General features: G+C 75.7%; 24 protein-coding genes. 11 read left to right on the top strand and 13 right to left on the bottom strand.

The annotated features are described in order from the left end of the window. Positions 1–2: 2 nt before the first annotated feature. The 3 genes from ACF059_RS05950 to ACF059_RS05960 all read right to left on the bottom strand — a co-directional run bounded on the left by ACF059_RS05950 (position 3) and on the right by ACF059_RS05960 (position 2,148). On the bottom strand, positions 3–1,238 hold the full coding sequence (locus ACF059_RS05950; RefSeq protein WP_392051930.1) for an RNA polymerase sigma factor: 1,236 nt from the start codon (positions 1,236–1,238) through the stop codon (positions 3–5). A gap of 108 nt (positions 1,239–1,346) precedes the next feature. Continuing rightward, the gene (locus tag ACF059_RS05955; protein WP_392051932.1) at positions 1,347–1,706 is read right to left on the bottom strand and encodes a YciI family protein; all 360 of its coding nucleotides are present in this window, start codon (positions 1,704–1,706) and stop codon (positions 1,347–1,349) included. 172 nt (positions 1,707–1,878) lie between these two features. Further along, positions 1,879–2,148 (bottom strand): hypothetical protein, encoded by a 270-nt coding sequence (locus ACF059_RS05960; RefSeq protein WP_392051936.1) that lies wholly within the window; start codon positions 2,146–2,148, stop codon positions 1,879–1,881. Positions 2,149–2,238: 90 nt separating this feature from the next. Here ACF059_RS05960 and ACF059_RS05965 point away from each other — a divergent pair, with 90 nt between their 5' ends. From ACF059_RS05965 to ACF059_RS05975, 3 genes are all read left to right on the top strand, one after another. Beyond that, positions 2,239–2,577 (top strand): thioredoxin family protein, encoded by a 339-nt coding sequence (locus ACF059_RS05965; RefSeq protein ID WP_392051940.1) that lies wholly within the window; start codon positions 2,239–2,241, stop codon positions 2,575–2,577. A 126-nt stretch (positions 2,578–2,703) separates the two neighbouring features. Then, the gene (locus ACF059_RS05970) at positions 2,704–3,057 is read left to right on the top strand and encodes a DUF1304 domain-containing protein (protein ID WP_392051942.1); all 354 of its coding nucleotides are present in this window, start codon (positions 2,704–2,706) and stop codon (positions 3,055–3,057) included. Next, the gene (locus ACF059_RS05975; RefSeq protein WP_392051945.1) at positions 3,054–3,626 is read left to right on the top strand and encodes a TetR/AcrR family transcriptional regulator; all 573 of its coding nucleotides are present in this window, start codon (positions 3,054–3,056) and stop codon (positions 3,624–3,626) included. Before ACF059_RS05970 ends, ACF059_RS05975 begins: the two co-directional genes overlap by 4 nt. Before the next feature lie 94 nt (positions 3,627–3,720). On the opposite strand, the gene ACF059_RS05980 is transcribed toward ACF059_RS05975, so the two are convergent. Both ACF059_RS05980 and ACF059_RS05985 read right to left on the bottom strand, forming a co-directional pair. Continuing rightward, the gene (locus tag ACF059_RS05980) at positions 3,721–3,927 is read right to left on the bottom strand and encodes a cold-shock protein (RefSeq protein WP_392051948.1); all 207 of its coding nucleotides are present in this window, start codon (positions 3,925–3,927) and stop codon (positions 3,721–3,723) included. 171 nt (positions 3,928–4,098) lie between these two features. Continuing rightward, on the bottom strand, positions 4,099–4,470 hold the full coding sequence (locus ACF059_RS05985) for an HGxxPAAW family protein (protein WP_392051951.1): 372 nt from the start codon (positions 4,468–4,470) through the stop codon (positions 4,099–4,101). Positions 4,471–4,570: 100 nt separating this feature from the next. Here ACF059_RS05985 and ACF059_RS05990 point away from each other — a divergent pair, with 100 nt between their 5' ends. Both ACF059_RS05990 and ACF059_RS05995 read left to right on the top strand, forming a co-directional pair. After that, on the top strand, positions 4,571–5,074 hold the full coding sequence (locus ACF059_RS05990) for a MarR family transcriptional regulator (RefSeq protein ID WP_366869223.1): 504 nt from the start codon (positions 4,571–4,573) through the stop codon (positions 5,072–5,074). Between the two features lie 74 nt (positions 5,075–5,148). After that, complete coding sequence (locus ACF059_RS05995; RefSeq protein ID WP_392051955.1) at positions 5,149–6,636, top strand: DEAD/DEAH box helicase; 1,488 nt, start codon at positions 5,149–5,151, stop codon at positions 6,634–6,636. Positions 6,637–6,687: 51 nt separating this feature from the next. Here ACF059_RS05995 and ACF059_RS06000 read toward each other — a convergent pair whose 3' ends face one another. The 3 genes from ACF059_RS06000 to ACF059_RS06010 all read right to left on the bottom strand — a co-directional run bounded on the left by ACF059_RS06000 (position 6,688) and on the right by ACF059_RS06010 (position 9,119). Continuing rightward, the gene (locus ACF059_RS06000) at positions 6,688–7,218 is read right to left on the bottom strand and encodes a hypothetical protein (protein ID WP_392051958.1); all 531 of its coding nucleotides are present in this window, start codon (positions 7,216–7,218) and stop codon (positions 6,688–6,690) included. A 127-nt stretch (positions 7,219–7,345) separates the two neighbouring features. Further along, complete coding sequence (locus tag ACF059_RS06005) at positions 7,346–7,930, bottom strand: SRPBCC family protein (RefSeq protein ID WP_392051961.1); 585 nt, start codon at positions 7,928–7,930, stop codon at positions 7,346–7,348. A 106-nt stretch (positions 7,931–8,036) separates the two neighbouring features. Further along, the gene (locus tag ACF059_RS06010) at positions 8,037–9,119 is read right to left on the bottom strand and encodes an NUDIX domain-containing protein (RefSeq protein ID WP_392051964.1); all 1,083 of its coding nucleotides are present in this window, start codon (positions 9,117–9,119) and stop codon (positions 8,037–8,039) included. Positions 9,120–9,426: 307 nt separating this feature from the next. Between ACF059_RS06010 and ACF059_RS06015 the strand changes: the two genes are divergently transcribed. The 3 genes from ACF059_RS06015 (at position 9,427) to ACF059_RS06025 (ending at position 14,757) form a co-directional block, all read left to right on the top strand. Continuing rightward, positions 9,427–9,897, top strand: a complete 471-nt coding sequence (locus tag ACF059_RS06015) for a hypothetical protein (protein ID WP_392051966.1) — start codon at positions 9,427–9,429, stop codon at positions 9,895–9,897. 91 nt (positions 9,898–9,988) lie between these two features. Continuing rightward, a complete protein-coding gene (locus ACF059_RS06020; RefSeq protein WP_392051969.1) occupies positions 9,989–11,839 on the top strand; it encodes an RNA ligase family protein in 1,851 nt (616 codons plus the stop codon). Beyond that, positions 11,839–14,757: a poly(A) polymerase gene (locus ACF059_RS06025; RefSeq protein ID WP_392051972.1), complete on the top strand. Its 2,919-nt coding sequence runs from the start codon at positions 11,839–11,841 to the stop codon at positions 14,755–14,757. The genes ACF059_RS06020 and ACF059_RS06025 overlap by 1 nt, the downstream gene beginning before the upstream one ends. Before the next feature lie 731 nt (positions 14,758–15,488). Here the strand turns inward: ACF059_RS06025 and ACF059_RS06030 are convergent. Next, entirely contained in the window at positions 15,489–16,406 is a 918-nt protein-coding gene (locus tag ACF059_RS06030) for an NADP-dependent oxidoreductase (RefSeq protein WP_392051975.1), read from the bottom strand. A gap of 204 nt (positions 16,407–16,610) precedes the next feature. Then, a complete protein-coding gene (locus tag ACF059_RS06035; RefSeq protein WP_392051978.1) occupies positions 16,611–17,687 on the bottom strand; it encodes an RNA ligase (ATP) in 1,077 nt (358 codons plus the stop codon). Between the two features lie 140 nt (positions 17,688–17,827). On the opposite strand from ACF059_RS06035, the gene ACF059_RS06040 reads away from it, so the two are divergent. Continuing rightward, entirely contained in the window at positions 17,828–18,571 is a 744-nt protein-coding gene (locus tag ACF059_RS06040) for an SDR family NAD(P)-dependent oxidoreductase (RefSeq protein ID WP_392051980.1), read from the top strand. 22 nt (positions 18,572–18,593) lie between these two features. Here the strand turns inward: ACF059_RS06040 and ACF059_RS06045 are convergent, their stop codons facing one another. Both ACF059_RS06045 and ACF059_RS06050 read right to left on the bottom strand, forming a co-directional pair. Further along, positions 18,594–19,331, bottom strand: a complete 738-nt coding sequence (locus ACF059_RS06045; protein ID WP_392051983.1) for a peptidoglycan-binding protein — start codon at positions 19,329–19,331, stop codon at positions 18,594–18,596. A gap of 202 nt (positions 19,332–19,533) precedes the next feature. After that, positions 19,534–20,808: an MFS transporter gene (locus ACF059_RS06050; protein ID WP_392051986.1), complete on the bottom strand. Its 1,275-nt coding sequence runs from the start codon at positions 20,806–20,808 to the stop codon at positions 19,534–19,536. A gap of 210 nt (positions 20,809–21,018) precedes the next feature. On the opposite strand from ACF059_RS06050, the gene ACF059_RS06055 reads away from it, so the two are divergent. Next, entirely contained in the window at positions 21,019–21,456 is a 438-nt protein-coding gene (locus ACF059_RS06055) for a hypothetical protein (RefSeq protein WP_392051989.1), read from the top strand. An 86-nt stretch (positions 21,457–21,542) separates the two neighbouring features. Beyond that, entirely contained in the window at positions 21,543–22,382 is an 840-nt protein-coding gene (locus ACF059_RS06060) for a MerR family transcriptional regulator (protein ID WP_392053093.1), read from the top strand. Between the two features lie 50 nt (positions 22,383–22,432). Here ACF059_RS06060 and ACF059_RS06065 read toward each other — a convergent pair whose 3' ends face one another. Then, positions 22,433–22,729, bottom strand: coding sequence for a hypothetical protein (locus ACF059_RS06065; protein ID WP_392051992.1), 297 nt, complete (start codon positions 22,727–22,729; stop codon positions 22,433–22,435). Positions 22,730–22,812 lie beyond the last annotated feature (83 nt).

Raw genomic sequence — 22,812 nt, forward strand, 5'->3', positions numbered from 1 at the left:
GTTCAGAGGCGGGCCGCGCGGCGCAGGAGGAGGGAGCGCTCCCGCGCGTTGCGGGTGAGGGAGGCCGCCCGCTCGAACTCCGCGCGGGCCTCCTCGGGCCGGCCGAGGCGCTCCAGCAGGTCCCCCCGCACACTGGGCAGCAAGTGGTAGGCGCGCAGGGCCGGTTCGTCGGCGAGCGCGTCGACCAGCGGCAGCGCCGCCTGCGGTCCCTCGGCCATGGAGACGGCGACCGCCCGGTTGAGCTCGACCACGGGTGACGGGACCAGCAGGACGAGCCGCCCGTACAGTGCGGCGATCCTCGGCCAGTCCGTGTCCTCGTAGCGGACGGCGGCGGCGTGGCAGCCGGCGATCGCGGCCTGGAGGGAGTACGGGCCGCTGCCCGCGCGGGCCATGGCGCGGGCGCCGCGGGCGATGAGCATGCGGTTCCACCGGGCCCGGTTCTGGTCGGCCAGCAGCACCGGCTCCCCGTCGGGTCCGGTGCGGGTGGCCGTCCGGGACGCCTGGAACTCCAGGAGCGCGGCGAGGCCGTGCACCTCGGGCTCCTCGGGCATGAGGCCGGTGAGGACGCGGGCGAGGCGCAGGGCGTCCTCGCACAGGGCGGGGCGGAGGAGGTCGTCGCCGGTGGTGGCCGCGTAGCCCTCGTTGAAGACGAGGTAGATGACCTCCAGGACCGAGGAGAGCCGGGCCTCGCGGTCGGCGCCGTACGGGACTTCGAAGGGCACCCCGGCCTTGGCCAGGGTGCGCTTCGCCCGGACGATGCGCTGGGCGACGGTCGCCTCGGAGGTGAGGAAGGCGCGGGCGATCTCCTGGGTGGTGAGCCCGCCCATGAGGCGCAGGGTGAGCGCGATGCGGGCCTCGGTGGCCAGCACGGGGTGGCAGGAGGTGAAGATCAGGCGCAGCAGGTCGTCGTCGATGTCCTCGGGGTCCGCCGGTTCGGGCGGCGGCGGGGCGTCCTCCAGGCTCCGGCCGACTTCCGCCAGCTTGCGCGCGTACGTCTCCTTGCGGCGGACGAGGTCGATCGCGCGGTGCTTGGCGGTGGCCATGAGCCAGGCGCCCGGCCGGTCGGGCACACCGGTCTGCGGCCACTGTTCGAGAGCGGCGACGAGGGCGTCCTGGGCGAGCTCCTCGGCGATGCCGACGTCCCGCACGATCCGGGCGACACCGGCGATGATCCGCGCGGACTCGATCCTGAACACCGCTTCGACCGCTTGGGCCGCATTGACTGCCGTCACGGCCACCCATCAGAGCAGCCGTGACGGGGCAGGGCAAACGCGGCGCGGTGGGGGCGCGGGCCCGGGCCCCGCGTGGGGGCCCGGGGGCCGGGGCCCGGGGGCTCCGGGCCGGCGTCACATCTCCTGGATCTCCCGGACCTCGGCGCTGACGTTCCACTCCGCCGGGTGGATCTCAAGGAACCGCCGGGTCCACTCCAGGGCCTCGGCCTTGTCCTTGCACTGGGTCAGGGAGTAGCCGCCGACGACCTCCCTGGTCTCGGTGAAGGGGCCGTCGGTGTAGCTGATCTTCCCGCCGGACCAGCTGACCCTGGTCCCCTCGGAGGTGGGCAGGAGCCCGGCCGTGTCGAGCATGACGCCGGCCTTGGTGATCTCCTCCAAGAGAGCGCCCATGCGCTGCTCGAACTCGGGCGGGAACGCGGTGTCGGCGGGGAGGTCCTGCTCGTTGATGCGGATCATCGTCAGGAAGCGCGGCATGGTGACTCCTCGGTCGGAGGGCGGGGACCCTCCCCGCCTCTCACCCCTGCGTCGAACGGGAGACGCCCGGATCGACAGCTCCCCGGAAGATTCTTCGAAGAATCCCGCGGGGCGGCCAGCCGACGCTCCGGCCCCGGCCCCGCCGGGCGGTCGGCGGCCGTCGCCGAGGCGGTCAGCGACTGTCGCCGGTCCAGTCCCAGCGGCCCGGGTCCTGCGCACGGCGCCGGTAGTGGGCCCGGCCCCCCGCCCCGTAGCGCCCTATCTCCGTGGGGAGCCTGGCCTCCTCGGTGAGCTGGCGCGCGCTCCAGCCGGTGACGTCCAGGAGGAGCCCGTCGAGCGGTCCCCCGACCAGCTCGCCGTATACGTGGCCGGGGCGCGGGCCGGGGTCGGGGTCCTCGTGGTCGGCGCCGTAGACCCGGCGCCGGAGCATCCTGTCGTCCATGCGGCTCAGGTTCGCAGGCCCCACTGACATTGCGGCGATGATGGGGCCGCCCTCGCCACCGCGGGGGCGCACGAGCGAGGAGGGACGCGCATGGCACGTCGGGTGCACCAGCCACTGGAGGACCAGGAGTTCGACTTCATCCTGTCGATGACGACCGGGCCCGTGCTCGCCTACTTCTGCGGCAGCTGGCCGAAGGCCGTGGAGGCGTGCCGCGCCATGGACGCGGTCGTCGGCGAGCTGGCGCAGGAGTACGGGACGCGGTTCACCGCCGTCCGCACCGACATGACCCGGTGCCCCGGGACGACCCGGCGCTACGGGGTGACGAGCGCGCCGACCGCGGTGCTGGTCAAGGACGGCGAGGCGGTCGCGAGCCAGGCCGGTCCGATGACGCGCGAGGAGTTCCGGGCGTTCCTGGACGCCCACCTCTGAGCCGGGCGTTCTCGGCGCCCCCCTCGGAGCCGGGCCGCGCGCGACTTCCCGTACAGTTGTCCAGGAACTTCCCGGACAGCTGTCCAGGAAGTGCCGTCCGGCAGCCCCCGCGCGAAGGAGACGTCCATGCACACGGTCGCTCAGATCCTCATCGGCCTCGTGGCCGCGCTCCACGTGTACATCCTGGTCCTGGAGATGTTCCTGTGGCAGCGGCCGCCCGGCCGCGCCCTGTCCGGCTTCGACGCCGAGACCGCCCGCCGCACCGCGCCCCTCGCCGCGAACCAGGGCCTCTACAACGGCTTCCTCGCCGCCGGCCTGATCTGGGGGCTGGTCATCGACTCGCTCGCCACGCAGCTCTTCTTCCTGATCTGCGTGGTCGTCGCCGGGGTGTACGGGGCCGCGACCGCGAACCGCCGGATCCTGGTCGCCCAGGCCCTGCCCGGCGCCCTCGCCCTCGGCGCGGCCCTGCTGGCCGGATGAGCCCGCAGGATCCCCGGACGGCCCGGACCAAGGAGCGGCTGCGCCAGAGCCTGCTCGCCGAGTGCACCGGCCGGCCGCTCGCCGCCGTCAGCGTCTCGGCGGTGGTCCGGCGGGCCGGGGTCGGCCGCGCCACGTTCTACCTGCACTACGAGGACCTCACGGCCCTCGCAGTCGACGCCTGCGCCGATGTGGTGCACGCGGCGATCGACGCGCTGCACGCCTGGCAGACCGGCCCCGCGGCGCGCGCCCCGACCCGGCCCCCCGCCGCGCTGGCCGAGTTCCTGGCGGGCGCCGCCGACCGGGCCCCGCTCTACCGCACCCTGCTCCTCGCGGGCGGCGGCGGCCCCCTCGGTGACCGCCTCCACCGGGAGCTGCGCGCCCGCGCGCGCGCCGAACGCGAGGCGGTGGGCGCCCCGCACGCCGAGGTGGTCGCCTCGGCGGTGGCCGCCACCTTCACCGGCGTCCTCGCGGACTGGCTGCACGGGGAGGTCCCGGGGGATCCGGTCGAGGTCGCGGAACTGCTGTGGCCGCTGATCCTGGCCCTGCACCGCGCGATCGGGCGGGTGTAGGGCGCTCTCGCCAGGTGCCGGAACGCGCGAAACCCCGCCGGGCGGACCGGCGGGGGTTCGGGTTCGGCTCACGGACTTAGGCCGTGAAGCGGTCCTACCCGAGGGTGACCACCCGCTCGGCCTGGGGGCCCTTGGGGCCTTGGGTGACCTGGTACTCGACCTTCGCGCCCTCGTCCAAGGACTTGAAGCCGCTGGACTCGATCGCGGAGAAGTGCACGAACACGTCAGGGCCGCCGTCGTCCTGCTGGATGAAGCCGAACCCCTTCTCCGAGTTGAACCACTTCACGGTGCCTGTTGCCATCTGGCTGATCCTTCTCAACGTTCCACTGCGGGCCGCACACGCGGCCGTCTCGATCCTGCCCAACGCTCCCCCACAGCACACGCTGGACGCGGCCAACCGGGGCGCGGCGCGCTATCGAACTTCTGGCCGCCTTGTCCGCGAAAAGGGGGAGCGGCGGTGGGGCCAGGGGCTTCACGCGCCGCTGTCCGCCACGGGCAGCGGGGCGACGGGCCGGGGCCGGGGGGCCGCCGCCGCGGCGGCCCCCCGCGGTCCGCCGGCCCGGCAGCCCAGGCAGCCGGCGTGGCCCGAGTGGGCGACGGTGTCGCGCACGCGCCAGTCCCAGTCGGCCTGCGGCCGGGGCCCGCTCGGCTTCCCCCAGCCGGCGAGGTGGAGCAGCCAGGTGGTGAGCCCGGCCAGGGCGACGACGCCGAGGCCGATCACGATGCCGGGCAGCCATGCCGTGCAGAAGGCCACGCCCGCTCCGGCGAAGCCCAGCAGGGCCAGGGTGGTGCCGGTCCAGCCGGCCACCGTGTGGCCGAGGTCGACGTGGCCGTGGGCGCTCATGGGTTCTCCCTGTTCGTACGGACGGCAGTCGGCAGTAGGCTCGGAGAAGGAGTTCATTTATCTCACGAGCTAAGTAACTTAGATGCTAAGGAGTATGTCCGTGGAGGGCAAGCCCCGCCCCCCGGCCACCGCCGCGGAGGCCATGTCGCGCATGGACCAGTACGTCGCCCTGGGCATCGTCGGCCAGCAGGAGGTGGCGCAGCGGCTCGGGCTCAACGTCACCGACCTGACCTGCCTGGGCCACATCCTGGGCGCCGGTGACACCCCCCTGGCCGCCGGTGACCTCGCCGAACTGGTCGACCTGACCACCGGCGCCGTCACCGGGGTCCTCAACCGCCTCGAACGCGCCGGGTACGCCCGGCGCCGGCCCGACCCCGCCGACCGGCGGCGCGTACGGGTGGTGGCCGAGCCCGAGGCCGCCGCCCGGGTCGTCGCGGTCTACCAGCCGTTCTACGACCGGCTCGGCGCCCTGTTCGCCGATTACACCCCCGATGAGATCGCCGTGATCGCCGACTGGTTCGGGCGCGCCGCGGTCGAGGTCCGCGCCCATTGCGCGCAGGTGCGCTCGGGGGCCCTGCCCGAAACGGGCGCCGGGGAGGCGTAGGCCCCGCTGGTACCATGGGCGGTTGACCATCTCTCGCGTTCTGCGTCTCGCGTTTGCATCTCGAAAGGTCCTGCATGAGGAACCCGTCAGCTCATGGCCGCTTCGGTGTGAAGGGCGGTGCCAAGGCCGGAGCCAAGTCCGGCGGCAAGACCCCCCGGACCCTGGGCCCGCAGGGTGAGTTCACGATGCACCAGCCGAAGGTGCCGGCGCTGGCGCCGGTGCAGTCGTTCTCGGAGCTGGACCTGCCCCATGAGCTGGTGACGACCATGGCCGAGCTGGCGGTGACGGAGCCGTTCCCGATCCAGGCCGCGACCCTGCCGAACGCCCTGGCCGGGCGGGACGTCCTGGGCCGCGCGCAGACCGGCTCGGGCAAGACCCTCGCCTTCGGCCTGGCCCTGCTGGCCCGTACCGCGGGCCAGCAGGCGGACCCGAAGCGCCCGCTGGCGCTGATCCTCGTACCGACGCGCGAGCTGGCGCAGCAGGTCACCGAGGCGCTGGACCCGTACGCGGCGGCCCTGAAGCTGCGGATGGTCACCGTGGTCGGCGGACTGTCCATCGGCCGGCAGGTCAGCACGCTGCGCACCGGCGCCGAGGTCGTCGTGGCCACCCCCGGGCGGCTCAGCGACCTGGTCGGGCGCCGGGACGTCCACCTGGAGCGCGTGAAGATCACCGTGCTCGACGAGGCCGACCAGATGTGCGACATGGGCTTCATGCCGCAGGTCACGGAGATCCTCGACCAGGTGCACCACGCCGGGCAGCGGATGCTGTTCTCGGCGACGCTGGACCGCAACGTGGACCAGCTGGTCCGGACGTACCTCAAGGACCCGGTCTCGCACTCCGTCGACCCGCAGGCGGGCGCGGTGACCACGATGGACCACCACGTGCTGCACATCCACGCGGCCGACAAGATCTCCGCGGCGACCGAGATCGCGGCCCGCGACAACCGGGTGCTGATGTTCCTCGACACCAAGCACGGGGTCGACCAGTTCGTGAAGCACCTGCGCGCCATGGGCGTACGGGCGGAGGGCCTGCACAGCGGCAAGTCGCAGCCGCAGCGCACCCGCACCCTGGCCCAGTTCAAGACGGGGGCGGTCACCGTCCTGGTCGCCACGAACGTCGCGGCGCGCGGCATCCACATCGACGACCTCGACCTCGTGGTCAACGTGGACCCGCCCGCCGACCACAAGGACTACCTGCACCGGGGCGGGCGTACCGCCCGGGCGGGCGAGGCCGGCCGGGTCGTCACCCTCGTGACCCCGAACCAGCGCCGGGACATCGTCCGGCTGATGGCGGACGCCCGGATCCGTCCGACGATCACGCAGGTCCGCTCCGGCGAGGCGGCGCTGAGCCGGATCACGGGAGCCAAGGCCGCCCCGGGCGTGCCGCTGGCCGGCTCCGCGCCCACCGACGCCAAGGGCAGGCCCTCGGGGTCGGACCTCGGTTTCCGCGGCATCGGCACCCGGCCCGGGCGGCCGGGGAAGGCCAAGGAGTCCCGCAAGACGACCGAGGCCCGGGCACTCGCCGAGGCCCGCCGCGCGGCCCGGGTGCGCAAGGGCCACTGACGCGCGCTGAGCCCGCCCCGGTCACGGGGCGGGCCCGGACAAGCTCCAGGCTCAGACCGTGGTCCGCCTGCGCAGGCGCCCGGCCGCGGCATTGCGCACGCGGCGGGTACGGGCGTCGCTCGCGAGCAGCCCGAGGGCCTCGTACGAGGTCAGGGACTGGGCGGCGGTGCGCTGGCACCAGTCGGAGGCGGCGACGAGCTCCTCGCGGGACCAGGGCTCGCCCTGGGTGAGGGCCTTGAGCAGGATCCACTCCCGCAGCCGGCGCTCGGGGAAGGCCCGGCCGGTGAGCACGCCGGTCATGGCCCGGGCCCACGCCGGGAACCCCTCGTCGGACAGCAGGCGCGCCGCCCGGCGGTCGAGGTGGGTGACCACCGCGCTCTCCGCCATCACCGGGTCCGGGTCGCGCAGCACGGCGGCGACGGCCGCGGCCTCCGCCTCGGCGCCCCCGCCCGGCGCGAGGGCCAGGGACTCCAGGTGCCGCCCGTAGCGCCAGTGCTCGGGGCGCACGGCGGCGTCGCAGCGGCTCGCCTGGACCGGCACGCCCCCGGCCGCGCCGGTGGCGGCCCGCTGCCTCTCGTTCACTCTCCCCATGACACGCATGACACCCATTGCACACGACCCCCGTGCGGGACCGGCGGCCAGGGTGCCGGTGGCCGGGGTGCCGTCGGCGCGGGCCGGCCGCCCGCCCGGTGTCCGGCGGCCGGCCGGATCAGTCCTCGCGCGGCTCGCGGGTCTCGCCGGTCCCGCCGGTCTCGCCGGTCTCCCGCGTCCGGTGCGCCTCGTAGCCGCCGACCCCCTGGCCGGTGTCGTGTTCCGGTTCCGGCAGCGGAGCCCCGGTCTCCAGCAGGGTCTTGAGGCTCGACGCCAGCATCGGCCAGGCCCGCGCGCACATGCCGATCAGGGTCCCGCCGGGTTCGAAGCCCTCGTGCAGGATGGTCAGCCGCGCGAGGGTGTCGCCGACCGGCTCGATCTCGTACGTCACCTTCGTGCGCCGCTCCTTCGCCAGTTCGGCCCGCAGCTCCTCCCCGATCCCGGCCGCGGCCGCCCACTGCGGGCTGAAGGTGTGCCAGGTGTAGGAGAGCAGGCGGTCGGGGACGCAGTCCAGGACCACCTGCTCGGGGTCACTGGTGCGGGCGCCGCGCTCGACCCAGTCCATCACCGAGCCCACCGCCCAGTCGGTCTCGAAGCTCAGGCCCCAGTACCGGCGGGTGAAGGCGGGCTCGGTGAGTGCCTGCCAGACCCGGGCCGGATCGGCCTGGATGTACACGGTGTAGGTGATCGCGCTGTCGCTCATGGCCCCATGCTGCGGGACCGCGGACCGCGGACGCAGGATTTCCCGGTCACGGGGTCCTCGTGGCAGCGGTCGATCGGCTGGGGCCGGGGCGGGCCCGGGGGCCGGGTCACCAGCGCGCGCCCGCCTCGGGGAGTTCCGTGGCCGGGGTGCGAGGGGCGGCGGGCAGACCCAGGCGCAGGCGGGCGGTGTGGACCGCCGCGAGTTCGTGGCCGCCGGCCGGGCCCCAGTCGCTCAGTTCCCGGACCTGTTCGGGAGTGGCCAGCAGGCGGGCGTACGCCGGGTCCGCCGCCGGGGGCAGAGCGGTGAGGCGGGCCGCGGTGCGGGTGTGGGCGCCTTGCCCGCCGCACCGGTAGCCGAGCGGCGCGGCCGCCGTGACGGCCGCGGCCGTCGGCGGCGGGAGGTGGGCGGCGCCGGTGGCGCGGGCGATCAGGAGCAGGACCCGGCCGTCGGGGGCGAACAGCCAGGCCGAGCGGTCGCGTACGGGCAGCTGCGCGGGGACCGGCCCCGGGTGCCAGGGCTCGCGCTCGGGGATCCGGCGGGTGCGCAGTACGCCGAGCCGGTCGAGGGCCGTCGGCGTGGTGGGCCGGCCGTCCTCCAGCAGGGCCGTGCCGCAGCCGTTGATGCGGGCCCGCAGGGCGGACAGGGCGCGGCGGGCGTCGCCAGGCTCCATCAGGGAGGGCAGCTCCGCCGGTTCCGCGAAGTGGATGCCGGTGATCTCCTGGGCGGGCAGCCGGACGGCGTCGATCCGTTCGGGGGTCCAGGTGCCGCCGTCGTAGACGTGCAGGATCTCGCCGGGGAAGCGCATCTCGGGCGGGAAGCCCGGGGTGTCGGCCGGGATCCAGTCCACGGCGAGGCCGCGAGGGTAGCGGCCGTCGACGCCGAGCTCCTCGCGCAGCTCGCGGGCGGCGGCCGCGGACGGTGCCTCGCCCGCGTCCACGGCGCCGCCGGGGAGCAGCCGGTCGGGGCGGTAGTCGACGCTCTGGACCAGGATCCGGCCGTCGGTGTCGGTGACGAGGACGACGGCCGCGCTCCAGACGACGGCCCGCGAGGCGCCGTACTCCTGCGGGGTCATCCAGGTCCCGTCGCCCTCGTGAGGGCCGGTCCCGTCCCGGGTGGTCGCGGCCAGGGCGGTCGCGCTCTGGTCCGTCGCGCCCTGGTCGATCGCGCCCTGGTCGGTCAGCTGCGGCATCGAACTCCGTTCACCGTGGGTGGACCCGCCGTCTGTGCAACAGCGGGCGCGCCTCCCGGGTTACGGCGGCGCCGGCACCAGGGCCGGCCGACAGCGCTTTGCCGTCCCTATACCTCCTTATTACCTGGTTATGCGGGCCCTGCTACCTTCCCAGGGCGGACTGGCGGCCTGAAAACCGCCGGTCCGACCACGTGACCGGACCGCGGCGCCGGCCCTTGCTCCAGGGCCGGCCGCGGGTCCGGGCCCCCGGTCACCCGTCCGTGTGACGGGTGCGGCTCTCGCGGCGCCGGTACGGCAGGGTGGGCGGATGCAGCTGCGCCGGGCCCTGCCCCTGACCCTCGCCACGCTCGTCCTCATCACCGGATGCGTCACCGTGCATCCCGCCGCCACCCCGCAGGGGCCGCGCCCGGCACCCGCGGCGGCCCGCGCCGAACCCCCGCAACCCCCGCCCGGCGCCCTGCCGTTGGGTCCGCTCCCGATGTCGGCGGAGCAGGCGCCCGCAGCGCCCGGCGCCGAGCCGGACACCGAGCCGGACGGGGCGCCCGACGCGGTCCCGGCCTCGGCGCCCCGACGCCCGGCCGCCGCCCAGCAGCCCCACCAGCCGCACCGGCCCCGCCGCACCAAGCCCGCGCGGGCCGCCCAGCCCGCCGCCCCGACCGCCAAGCGCGCCGCGGCGTCGAAGCCCCGGCCCGCGCCGCAGCACCCGTACGACATGGCCTCGCTGTGCGCGGCGGCCCGCGGCACGGTGTCCCCGTCCATCGCGGCGCTGTGCCGCTGACGGGCGGATGTGTCCGCCGTTAATGGGTGGATGTGCCCGCTCCGGCTCCCTACATTGACGAGGCCACCAGGTCGTCGAGCAGGAGCGGATCATGCGCACCCACTATCCCCGCACACCGCATCTGCCCTGGTCCCCCGGGGCGTCGGCGGACGACGTCCGGGCGGCCGGGCTGGCGGGGCTGGCCGGGCGCGAGGTCGTGGTGACCGAGAAGCTCGACGGGGAGAACACCACCCTGTACGCGGACGGCCTGCACGCGCGGTCGCCGGACTCGGCGCACCACCCCTCGCGGGCGTGGGTCAAGGGGCTCCAGGGCCGCATCGGTGCGCGGATCCCGGACGGCTGGCGGGTGTGCGGGGAGAACCTGTACGCCCGGCACTCGATCCCCTACGAGGACCTGGACAGCTGGTTCTACGGGTTCTCGGTGTGGGACGGCGAGCACTGCCTGGACTGGGACACGACCGTCCGTTTCCTGCGCGGCCTGGGGGTGCCCAGCCCGCGCGTGCTGTGGCGGGGCACCTTCGACGAACGCGCGCTGCGCAAGCTGAAGCTCGACACGGCGCGGCAGGAGGGGTACGTCGTACGGACCGTGGACGGCTTCGACCGCCAGGACTTCGGGCGCCGCGTGGCCAAGTGGGTGCGGGGCGGCCACGTACAGACCGATACGCACTGGATGTTCGCCGCGGTCGTGGCCAACGGGCTCGGGCCGAGCGCCCCGTTGTGGGCGGTCCGGTCGGGGGCCGAGGCCGATGTCGCCGGGCTGTGCGCCGCCGTCGGGATGAGCGCGGACGATGCGGCCGCGGCGGCCGGGGCGGGAGAGGTCGCCGAGGTCGTCGCCCGGATGGCGGCGTGGGAGGGGGCGGGGCGGACCGGGGACGACCGGCTGGCCGGTGTACTGGCCGCCGTGCTGCACCGCGCGCCGCGGGCCCGGATCACGGCCCGGCTCGCGGCGGGGCCGCTCGGGATGGGACTCGCGCGGCGGGTCGGCGACCTGGTGGGTCTCTACCCGCGCCTCCAGCAGCCGTTCCCCGACGAGGACCGGCGGGCCGGGCTGGTCCGCATGGCCGCGGCGGCCGATCTCGGGCTGCTGCACGCGCTCGCCGGAGCACTGGCCGACGGGCCGGAGGCGCGGGAGTGCGTGGAGTGGTCCGCGCTGTGGGCCGAGGAGGCGGGGCTGATCGGCGGCCCCGATCCGCTGGAGTCCCTGCGCGCCGCGCTGTGCGAGCCCCTCGCCGGGCTGGCGCCGGACGCGGCCGACCGGTGCTGGGCGGAGGCCCGGCGCGCGTTCGCGCAGGGCAGGATCGGGGGCGCGCTTCCCGGCCGGGGCACGGGCGTCGGCTGCGGCGCCGCCGAGGAGGCGGTGGCGGCGACGTGGCAGTGGCGTGAGGGAACGTTTCCCCGGCTGGTGCAGCTCAGCGGCCCCTCGGGCAGCGGGAAGAGCACCTTCGGCCGCGGGCTGCGCGGCGTGGACACGTACATCGCCCTCGACGACCTGCGCGCCGCGCGGGGGTCGCGCGCGGACCAGGGGGCCAACGCGGAGGTGCTGAGCGAGGGCCTGGACCGGCTCGACGCCGCCCTGGCCCGCGGTGGCACCGTGGTATGGGACGCCACCTCGCTGACCGACCAGCAGCGCGGCCTGGCCGGCGCGGTCGCGCGGCGCCGCGACGCGCTGGTCACGCACGCCGTGCTGCTGGTCGACGAGGCGGAACTGCTGCGGCGCAACGCCGTGCGCCCGCATCCGGTACCGCAGCAGGTGCTGGCCTCGCAGCTGCGCCGGTTCAGCCCTCCGTACGCCGGCCAGGCGCACCGGACGTGGTACATCGGTGCGGGCGGGACGATCGAGGACACGGCGGGCGGCCTCGCGGGGGTCGAGGCAAGCGTCCTCACGGGCGTCCAGGCGGGCGGCCTCGCCGGCGGCCCGGTCACGGCACACGGGGAGCGTTGATGCGTACGAGTGAGGAGCTCTACCACCAGGTCCGCTGGGACCCGCGGTTCGATCCGGCCCGGTTCGTCCTCGGGCTGCTGCAGCGCGGGGCCGCGCCCAAGCGGATCCCGCTCGCGTCCTTCGTCCCCGGCGGTGACATCCCCTGGCACCGGGTCCTGTTCGTCGAGGCGGACGGCGAGGTGGTGTGGGACCGGGCCACGGGCGTGGACCGGATCGACGTCAGCACCGCGGGCCGGGTCCGCGATCCGCGGCTGCTGCGGGCGCCGTTCTTCGCCGCGCGGACCCCGTACGCGTGGGACTCGGCGGGCGGCGGCGCCTGGCGGCCCGCGCAGGCTCCGCCCGGGAGCGCGGCGGCGGCCCCCGCCGAGGTCGGGCTGCTGACGTGGAACACGCTCTGGGACCGGTACGACGCCCCGCGCATCGCCACCGCCCGGCGCAGGCCGCTGCTGCTGGCCGAGCTGGAGGCCGCCGACGCCGATGTCATCGCGCTCCAGGAGGTCGAGCAGGAGCTGCTCGGCATGCTGCTGGCGGCGCGGTGGGTGCGGGACGGGTACACCCTCGGCACGGATCCGGAGGGCGGGGACGTCGCCGCGTGCGGGCTGCTGGTGCTGAGCCGGCTGCCGGTGCGCGAGGCGGGGATGCACCTGCTCGGCCGCCACAAGGCGGTCACCGCCGTGACGGTGGACACCGCGGCCGGCCCCCTGGTCGTGGCCGCCACGCACCTGACCAGCGACCACACCGAGAACGGGCACGGGCGCCGCGACATCGAGCTGGCCCGGCTCGCGGAGGGACTGGGCGCCGTCCAGGCCCCGGTGGCCCTGCTCGGCGACTTCAACGACGGCCGCCACGGGGCCGACGAGGACCAGGGGCCGGCGCACGCGCTCGGGATGCGGGACGCCTGGAGCGACGTACACGGGGCGGCGGACGACACGCCGACCTTCGATCCGGCGGCCAACCCGCTGGCCGCGGTGGGCTCGCTGTCGGGCCGGGCCGCCCGGCTGGACCGGATCCTGCTGGGGTCCACGGCGGCGCGTGTGACCCGGGCTGCGCTGCGCGGCGACACCCCCGACCCCGACGGGCTGTTCGCCTCCGATCACTACGGGGTGGAGGCGACGCTGGACTTCGGGGCGCGGGACGACGGGCCGGCGCGGCTCGACGTACCGGCGACGGCGCGCACGGCGGTGGCGTGGCTGCCGCCGCGGCTCCCGGCGGGCGTACGGAAGCTGCGGGAGGAACACGACCCGCAGGCGGGCCGGTGGCCCGCGCACGTGAACCTGCTCTTCGGCTTCGTGCCGGAGTCCTCCTTCGCCGAGGCCCTGCCGCTGCTCGCGGAAGCGGCCGCGAGGACACAGCCGTTCGACACCCGGCTGGAAGGGGTGCACAGCTTCGGGCACCGCGAGGAGGCCACCGTCTGGCTGGACCCGGCGGCGTCCGGCGACGCTCCGTGGCAGGAGCTCCGGCGTGCGCTGGTGGAGCGTTTCCCGGGGTGCGGCGGGCGCGCGGGGAGCGGCGGCGGCGCCGAGGGCTACACCCCTCACCTGACGCTGGGCCGCAGCCGGGACCCGAACCACGCCGTGTACGCCTTCACCGCCCGCCTCGGCGGCGCGGTGTCCGCCCGGGTCGGGGAACTGGCCGTGCTCTCGCGGCGCGGGGACGGCCCGATGCGGGTCAGGGCGACGGTGACGCTGGGGACGGGCGAGGTCCGCTGGGCGACGGAGGAGCCCGCGCGCCCGGACACCGGGCCCGGCAGGGACCGGTTCGCCATGGACCGGTTCGCCGCGTCGGTGGCCGATCGGGTGGCCCGGGCCCTGGGCGACGGGCTGGTGGAGGTCGCCGGATCGCGCCGCATGGGCTGCGCCCTGCCGGAGGCGGACCTGGACCTGGTGGCGGCGCTGCCGGGCACGGCCGACCTCGCGGAGGTCCGGCAGCGGGTGGCGGCGGCGCTCCCGGAGGCCGAGCGGCTGCGGGAGGTGACCGGCGCACGGGTGCCCGGGCTGCGGTTCCGGGTCGGGGCGTTGGACGTGGACCTGGTGGTGGTCGGCTGCGGGGCCCTGGAGCCGGGCAGGGCGCTCGCGCGGCGCTCCGAGCTGGGCGAGGCCGCGGCGGTCGCGCTGAGCGCGGTGAGCGACGCCGAGGCGGTACGGGATCACGTGCGCGCGGGGGATTCCGCGTTGGATGCGACGGGCGGCGGACATGCCGCGTTCGCCGGGCTGGCGCGGCAGGTGAAGGCCTGGGCGCGGGCCCGGGGCCTGGACTCGGCGCCGTTCGGCGGGCTGCCGGGCCTGGCCTGGGCGGTCCTCGCGGCGCGGACGGTCCAGGAGGCCGGCCCGCTGCCGCCCGACGCCCTGCTGTGGGAGTTCTTCGGCAGGTGGGCGGCCTGGGACTGGCGCGAGCCGGTCTCGCTGGCTCCGACGGCCCCGGGTACGGCGACCGGGCGGGCTCCGGTCACGGTCCTCACCCCCTCGGAGCCGGTGCGCAGTTGCACGGCCCAGGTCGGCCCCGCCCTGCGCGACCTGCTGGTCCGGGAGCTGTACGGGGCCTGGGAGCTGCTGGAGGCCGGCCCGGGCAAAGACGACTGGGCCCCGGCCCCGCCGCCACTCCACCGGCGGCACGCCGCCTGGGCCGTGGTGACCGTACGGGCCTCCACGCAGCCGGAGTTCGAGGAGGTCCTGGGCCGGGTCCGGGGCCGGCTGCGCGCCCTGCTCGGCCTCTTGGAGGAAGCCGGGGTCAAGGACGTACACGCCTGGCCGCGCCCCTTCGAGTCCGGCCCCGCCCTCGCCCGCTACGCCATCGGCCTCGGCACCACCCCACCCGACCCCACCCACCTGTCCACCCTGACCACCCCCTGGCGCACGGGCCTCCCGGGTGTGGAAGTCACCTGGGCGGCATGCGGCGACGTACCGGACCTCCCGGCCTGACGCCGCACCGACCTGATGCGTCCCAGGGGTCGACCAGGCCCAAGGGGCGGGGGTACGGGGGCGAGCGCGGGGCCCGGGGCGGCCCCGGGGCGGGCAAGGCCGGGCCCCGGCGCGAGGCCGGGGACGGCGCGAAGCCCGAACCGGCAGAGGGCCGGGCCCACTCCGGCGCGGGGCGGGGCGGGAGCTTGCAGGCGCGGCGCCCTGCGTGGGTGCGGGCCTTGCTCCGCGTCGGGCTTTGTACGGCGCAAGGCCGGCCCGGTGCGGAGCGCGGCCGCGGCGCAAGACCAAGTCGCGACGTAGGGGCCCCACTCCGGCGCAAGGCCGGGGGGTCGACGCAAGGCCTCGGAGCGGTACAAGGCCCGGCGGCCGGGGGCCGGTGGGCAGCCGGGGGCCGGTGCGAGGCCCGAGGGCCGACGTATGGAGCGGCCCGGCGCAAGGCCTGGCCCCGCACGGTCCGTCGCCCGATGTAGGCCCCTCGCGCCGGCGCAAGGCCGGGGCCGGGGCTCCGGGGGCCCGGGGGCCCGGGGGCCGGTCCATGGCCCGACCCGGTGCACAGCCCGGCCCCGTGCAAGGCCCGGCGGCCGGCGCATGGAGCGGCCCGGCGCAAGTCATCCAGGCCGGGGACCGGTTCATGGCCCGGGGCCTCCCATGCCCAAGCCCGCGCACGGCCCGGCCCCATGCATCTCCCGGCCACGCGCAAGGCGCGCCCCCGCGCAGGGCCGGCGCAGGGGTTAGAGCTCGATGATGATTTTGCCTGCCGTGTGGCCGCCCTGGCTCAGTTCGAAGGCTGACGCGAGCTCCTCCAGGGGGAAGGTGCGGGCGACCGGGACTTTCAGCGTGCCGCTGTCGGCGAGGCGGGCCAGGGCGGCCAGGTCGGCGGCGACCGGGCGGACCCACATCCACTGGCCGCCCGAGCCGAGCACGGTGGGGTCCGCGATCGAGGCGTGCCGTCCGTCGTCGTGGAGCACCTCCCGGGTGACGGCGCCGACGCCGCCGACGAAGTCCGCGACGACGGTGGGCCCGTCCGGCACGAGGGCGCGGACGCGGTCGGCGAGTCCGTCGCCGTACTCGACCGGCTCGCCGCCCAGTTCGCGCACCCGCTCGTGATTGCGCGCGGAGGCAGTGCCGATGACGCGGGCTCCCAGCGCGCGGGCGATCTGCACGCCCAGGGAGCCGACCCCGCCCGCGGCGCCGTGGATGAGGACGGTGTCCTCCTTGCCGGTTTCCAGGCGGGTCAGCAACTGGTAGGCGGTGAGGCCGGCCAGCGGGAGCCCGGCGGCCTCGCCCCAGCTCAGGGAGGCGGGCTTGTGCGCGAGGGCGCGTACGGGCACGGTGACGAACTCGGCGCAGGTCCCGCCGTGCACGTAGTCCTTGCGGGCGTAGGCCATGACCTCGTCGCCCTCGGCGTACTCGGGGACGTCGAGGCCGCACCGCTCGACCGTCCCGGACACGTCCCAGCCCGGCACGACCGGGAAGACGACGTCCATCATGGAGTCGAGCCCGCCCGCCATGATCTTCCAGTCGACGGGGTTGACGGCGGCGCACTTCACCCGGACGAGGACCTCCCCGGGGCCGACCTTGGGGATCGGCAGCCGGATCGGGGAGAGCACCTCCGTCCCGCCGTACGTGTCGTACGCCATCGACCGCATGGTTTCCTGGCTGCTCCGGCCCGACTGGGACATGTACCCGACCTCTCCGCGTGCTGGTGGACCCCCGCCCCCACCCATCCCACCACGCGTGCCGCGCCCGCCCCCCGAAGCGGGCCGGGCGCGTCGCGGTGTGGCGTGGAGTGGAGTGGGCTGGCGTGGCGTGGGCTGGCGTGGCGCGGCCGTGGTGGTCCTGGGCCGGGAGGGTCACTCGTACTCCGTGCCGCCCTTGCGGGTCAGGTACGCGGGGCTGACCGCCTTGGCGATGGCGCGGCCGCCCACGACCGGGCTGTAGCGCTCCGACGCGGGGCGGATGACGACTCCCTCGCGCAGGTGCAGGCCCCGCCCCGACACGCTCTCGCGGCCGCTCGCCAGCTCCAGCACCGTGTCGAGCGCGTAGGGGCCCTCGTACAGCCGTGGCACCAGCGGCAGTTCGCCGTCCGGCAGCACGGCGGCCGGGTCCAGCCAGCGCACCTGCCCGTCGATCTCGGCGGAGACGTCGAAGACGGCGTATCCGGGCGGGGTGTCGGCGGTGCGGACGTTCGTCCCGTACGTCAGGTCCTGGACGCCGGCGCCGTACACCTCGCCGAAGATCCCGACCCTGCTCGCCCCGAGCCGGGCGGCCAGGGCCGCCGCGACGGCCGGCAGGCCGTGGCCCCGTACGGCACGCCAGTAGACGTTGCGCTCGTCCTCCTTGAGCGCCAGCCCCTTCGAACCGAAGCCCTTGGAGGAGACGAGGGGCCGCTCGCCCTGGACCACGTACGTGAACAGGCAGGCCGTGCCGTGCAGTTTCTCGGTGAGGACGACCGGCTCGCCGGGCTCGAACAGGTGCGGGTAGCGCTGGAGGTTCTCGATGTCGACCCACGGCATCAGGTCGGGGGCGGCTTCGACCTCGCCGTTCATGGTCGTGGGGACGGGCGGGGCCCATTTGGTGATGCCGAGCGACTCGGCGAAGTCCCTGCTCTCCTTGGCCGCCTGCACCAGGTCGACGTCGGCGAGGGCGCGCGGCGTGCACACCAGCCCCTGCGAGAGCTCGCCGCGCAGCCGGACCGCCTTGACCCGGTCGGCGGAGCCGCCCGCCAGCTTCCCGGTCAGGCCCAGCTCCTCGATCAGCTCGGCCGGCAGGACGGCCTGTTCCGGTATGTAGAGCGCGAAGTCACCGGTGCGGTAGGCGCCCTTGGCGATCACGGCGCGGTAGAGGCCCACTTGGGCGAGCTCCAACGCGTCGGCGTTGGGATGCTCGTGGACGGTCAGCTCTTCGACGGTGACGCGGAGGGTGGACATGTGACGGCTCCTCGGATGGGGCGGGCATGACGGCTGCTGCCACCTTCCGTCCTGCCATTTCCGCTGGTCCAGCGGATTTCACGGTGTTAGCCTGCCGCGCCGCGCAGTTCACGCACCCGCACCACGCCCAGGAGGCCGCCATGTCACGTCGTCCGGTCACCGTCGTCACCGGCGGCAGCAGGGGCATCGGTGCGGCCACGTGTCTGCGCCTGGCCGCCGACGGCCACGATCTGGCGCTCAACTACGCCCGCGACGCCTCGGCCGCCGAGGCCGTGGCCGAGCGCGTACGGGCGACCGGGGCCAGGTGTGTGACCGTACGCGGGGACACCTCCGAGGAGTCCGCCGTCGAGCGGCTCTTCGACATCGCCGGCGCCGAGCTCGGCACGGTGACCGGGCTGGTGAACAACGCCGGGGTGACGGGGCCGCTGGGCCGGCTCGCCGACGCCCGGACCGAGGATCTGCGACGGGTGGTCGAGGTGAACCTCCTCGGGTACCTGCTGTGCTGCCGCCGCGGCGCCCGGGACATGGCGCGGGCGGGCGGCGGGGCGATCGTCAACGTCTCCTCCGCGGCGGCGACCCTCGGCAGCCCCGGGGACTACGTGCACTACGCGGCGACCAAGGCCGCCGCCGACGCGCTGACCGTCGGGCTCTCCAAGGAGCTCGGCCCGGACGGCATCCGGGTCAACGCCGTGGCGCCCGGCATCATCGAGACCGACATGCACGCGTCGATGGGCGACCCCGGCCGCCCGGCCCGGGCCGCGGCCGGGATCCCGCTGGGGCGGCCCGGCCGGCCGGAGGAGATCGCCGGCGCGATCGCCTGGCTGCTGTCCCCGGACGCCTCGTACACGACGGGCACCGTGCTGCGGGTCTCCGGCGGCCGGTGATCGCCTCCTCCCACCTGTCCGTCTATTGCAGGGCCGCCTGCGTGGCCGGGCCGTAGACGCCAGGGGGGTCGCCCTTGATGGACCGGTCGCGCTGGAGCTGGCTGACACCGCGCTTGGTCTGGCTGTCGTAGACGCCGGTGACGGAGACGTACGTGAACCCCTGCCCGTAGAGCATCTCCTGGAGGGCGCGCACCTCGGGGCCGCGGTCCCCCATCCGCAGGGTCGTGAAGGCGGCCGACGGCCGGGCGGCCGGCGTGCTCGGCTTGGGGGACGGGGTCGTGGGCGTGCCCGAGGCCGTGGGCGAGGCCGACGGCGTGGCGGACCGTACGGACTTCCGGGGCGTGGGCTCCTCGCCGGCGCCCGGGCTGCGGGCGGGGAGCGCGGGCACGGACAGCCCGGTCGCCCGCTCGGGCCGGTCGGGCTCAGGCTCGGGGTCGCTCAGCAGGGGCACCAGGGCGCCGACCGCGGCGAGGCCGAGCAGGGTGAGCACGGTCAGCGGCAGCCGGCTGCCGCCGCGACGGCCACGGCCGACGCGGCCGCCTGCCGCGTCCACATCGTCGCGCGCGGAGGCGCGGGCCGGGGCCGGAGACGGGGCCGGGGCAGCCCTCCAGGCCGGCGCGGGGCCGGGAAAGGCGGAGGGTCCGCTCTGCGGCCACTCGGGCTCCGCCGCCACAGACGGGGGGCCCGGGTGGGCGAAGTACGGGCGTACGAGCAGGCGGTCGTCGGGGACGATCCCGCTCTCATCAGGGTCCTGGGACATGGTGTCTCCCGGCGGGGACGGGAGCCGGCGCGCCGGTGTGGCGCCGGCTCCCACCGGGCCGGTCAGGCTCTGCGTCGCCGGGCGCGCGACGAGGGGACGGACATCAACATCTGGTGCATCTCCGGAGTGGTGCTCAAGCAGTGATTCTTGATCGGCGCACTCTTGCCCTCCGGAACGGGCCAGGTCAAGCCTGCCATCCGATCTATCCCCGTACGTCCGGTCTGTCGAGGGCGTCGGGTCGGCGGCGGACCACGGCGGCCCGGACGGTGCAGGCCGCCAGGAGCATCAGGACGGCGCCGCCGAGGGGGGCGGCGGCCACGGAGATGCCGTCGACCGCCAGACCGCCGCCCAGGGCGCCCGCCGCTATGGCGAGGTTGAACATGGCCACCATCAGCGAGGAGGCGGCCTCGGAGGCGGCCGGAGCCGCCTTGATCATCCAGCTCTGGAGGCTCACCGACACCCCGCCGTACGCGAGCCCCCAGGCGAGCAGCAGGGTGGTCCCGGCGACCGCTCCCGGCAGGACGGCGATGAGCGCGAGGATCACGGTGAGGGTGGCGCTGACCACGAGCAGGGTGCGGTAGGCGTCGCGCGCCCCGGCGAGGAAGTTTCCGGCGACGCCGGCGGCCCCGTAGCCCAGCAGGAGCGTGCTGACGTACCGGGCGTCGATGCCCGAGACGTCGTGGAGGATCGGCCGGACGAAGGTGTAGGCGGCGAACTGACCGGTCACCACGAAGAAGGTGACGATCACGCCCGCGCGGACCGCGCCGTTCGCGCGGAGCAGGGCGGGCAGTTCGGGAAAGGTGATGCGCCGGTTCGGCGGCAGCGGGGGCAGCAGCAGGAGCAGGGCCGTCAGCGCGACGAGGCCGAGGGCGCCGACCGCGGCGAAGGCGGTGCGCCAGCTGCCGAGTTCACCGAGCAGGGTCCCCGCGGGGACGCCGAGCACGGAGGCCGTGGGGACGCCGCCGAAGATCATAGCGGTGGCCCGGCCGACGTGGTGCTCGGGCACGAGGCGTACGGCGAGCCCGCCGGCGACGGCCCAGAACCCGCCGACGGCGACCCCCACGAGCAGGCGGGCCGCAAGCAGGACGGCGAAGTGCGGGGCGAGGGCGGCGCCGAGGTTGGCGACGGCCATCAGGGCGATCAGCACGCACAGGACGTGCCGGCGGTCGAGGCGGCCGGCGCCGACGGTGACGAGCGGCGCGCAGACACCGGCGACCAGCCCGGGCACGGTGACCATGAGCCCCGCGGTCCCGTCGGACACTCCGAGCTCGGCGCCCACGGCGGTGAGCAGACCGACGGGCAGCAGCTCGGAGGTGATCAGGCAGAAGATCCCGAGCGCGACGGCGCAGACGGCCGCCCAGCCCTTCCACGCCGCGCCTGCACGGCCGGGTGCGGATGCGGCGGGCGGTCCGGATGCGGTGGGCGTCCCGGATTCGGGGGGCGGCGTGGGGTTGCCGGGCGCGGCGGCTGAGGTCATGGAACGGCACTCCGTACGAGCGGTGTCGGCAGGGGGACACGGGGACAGCACAACAGGACGCAGTTCGAGGCCGGAGGTCGCGCCTCCCCCGGCAGCCGCACTGCCGTGCCAATTTCCCACACACCCCGTCCGCGCCTCGGCCCGGGCCGGTGTCACCCGGACGCGTGAGGGGCGGACCGGACCGCCCGGCCCGTAGGGCAAGGTGGTCGGATGCAGTTACGCCGGGCCGTGCCCCTGTCCCTCGTCGTGCTCCTCGCGAGCGCCGGCTGCGTCCGTGTCGGCCCGCAGGATCAGGCTCCGGAGCCCGTACGGGGTCCCGTACCGCCCGTCGGCGCTCCCGAGGTCCCCTCTCCCCCGGCGCTGCCTCTGGGCAAGCTGCCCGCGCCCGCCGGGTCCGGTCCCGAGTCGGCTGCGGAGGCGGACCAGGATCAGGAGCCGGACGGCGACCGCCACCGCGGCCCGTCCCGCGAGCGGGCCCGCGCCAAGCCGGTGGCACCGCCGCGGCGTGCGCGCGTACCGGGTCACGCCTCCGGGCGGCCGCACCGGCGGGCGGCCCCGGCGCCCCCCGTGGACGACCTGTGCGCGGCCGCGGACGGCGTCGTCCCGCCCTCGATCGTCGACCTGTGCCTGCGGCAGTACGGCCGCTGACCTGCCACTGCCCCGCAGCCTCTCTCCGGTCGCCCGGTGCGAAGCTTGACCCTCCCCCTGTGTCAGACCTTGTAGTGGAGAGCGTCATGTTCACCATCGGAGACTTCGCCAGACACGGCCGGGTGTCGGTCCGCATGCTGCGTCACTACGACGCCCTCGGACTCCTGCGGCCGGCCCGTGTCGACCCGTTCACCGGCTACCGCTTCTACGAGGCCGGGCAGCTCGCCCGCCTCAACCGCGTCATCGCGCTCAAGGAACTCGGCTTCAGCCTCGACCAGGTGGCCACGATCCTCGACGAGCGGCTCGGCGCGCAGGAGTTGCGCGGCATGCTGCGGCTGCGCCAGGCGGAACTGGAAACCGCCCTGGCCGCCGCGGCGGCCCGGCTGGTCCAGGTCGAGGCGAGGCTCCGCACCATCGAGAACGAGGGAACCATGCCTGCCGACGACATCGTGCTGAAGAGCCTTCCGCCCGTCCGTCTCGCCGAGCTGACCGGGACGGCCGGAAGTTACGAGCCCCAGGACGTCGGCCCGGTCATCGGGCCGCTCTACGACGAGCTGTGCCGCCGCATCGAGGAGGCCGGGGTGGTCCCGACCGGCCCCGGCATGGCCTCCTACGAGGACGCGCCCGGCGCGGAGCCCGGTACGGCGGTGCTCGTGCGCGCCGGGCTGCCGGTGGCGGCCTCGGTCCGCGCCGAGGACCTCGGCGGCGGGGTACGGATCGTCACGCTGCCCGGGGTGGAGCGGGCCGCGACGGTTGTGCACCGCGGCTCCATGGACGGCGTACTGCCCACATCGCAGGCCCTCGCGCGGTGGATCGACGCGCACGGTCACCGCCCGGCCGGCTACGCCCGGGAGCTGACCCTGGCCTGCCCGGAGGACCCGGACCAGTGGGTCACCGAACTCCAGCAGCCCCTGTCCGCCGACTGAGGCAGGGACCGGCGGGGAATCGCCCAAGGGCGCGGCAACCGGGGGTCGAGCTAAGCGCGGCGCCCGCACACCGCCGCGCAGCGCCGGGCCGTGTCGCGGCGGGCGGCGCGCAGGCGGCGCACCGTGCTGTGGCCGCGCCGCTTCCACTCGCCCCGGGGCAGTGCGGCCCGCTGGCCGCCGCCCGCGATCAGGGCGTTGACCGGGGTCATCGGGTCGGCGGCCAGCGCCTTGGCGAGCAGGACGCCGACCACGAGCGGGACCAGGGCCACGGCCAGGGCCGAGCCGGCGGTGGTCACGTGCTGCATGCGCGGGCGCGGTGTCGCGCTGCGGGAGGCGTCGGAAGTCATGGCCCCATTCGACCAGCGGCGGCGCCGCGGGGAATCGGGGCGGATACTCAGGCCGTTGGGCGCAAGGTACTCAGACGGGCACA

Origin of the sequence: Streptomyces sp. NPDC016562, assembly GCF_043076955.1 — a bacterium.
GTDB lineage: Bacteria > Actinomycetota > Actinomycetes > Streptomycetales > Streptomycetaceae > Streptomyces.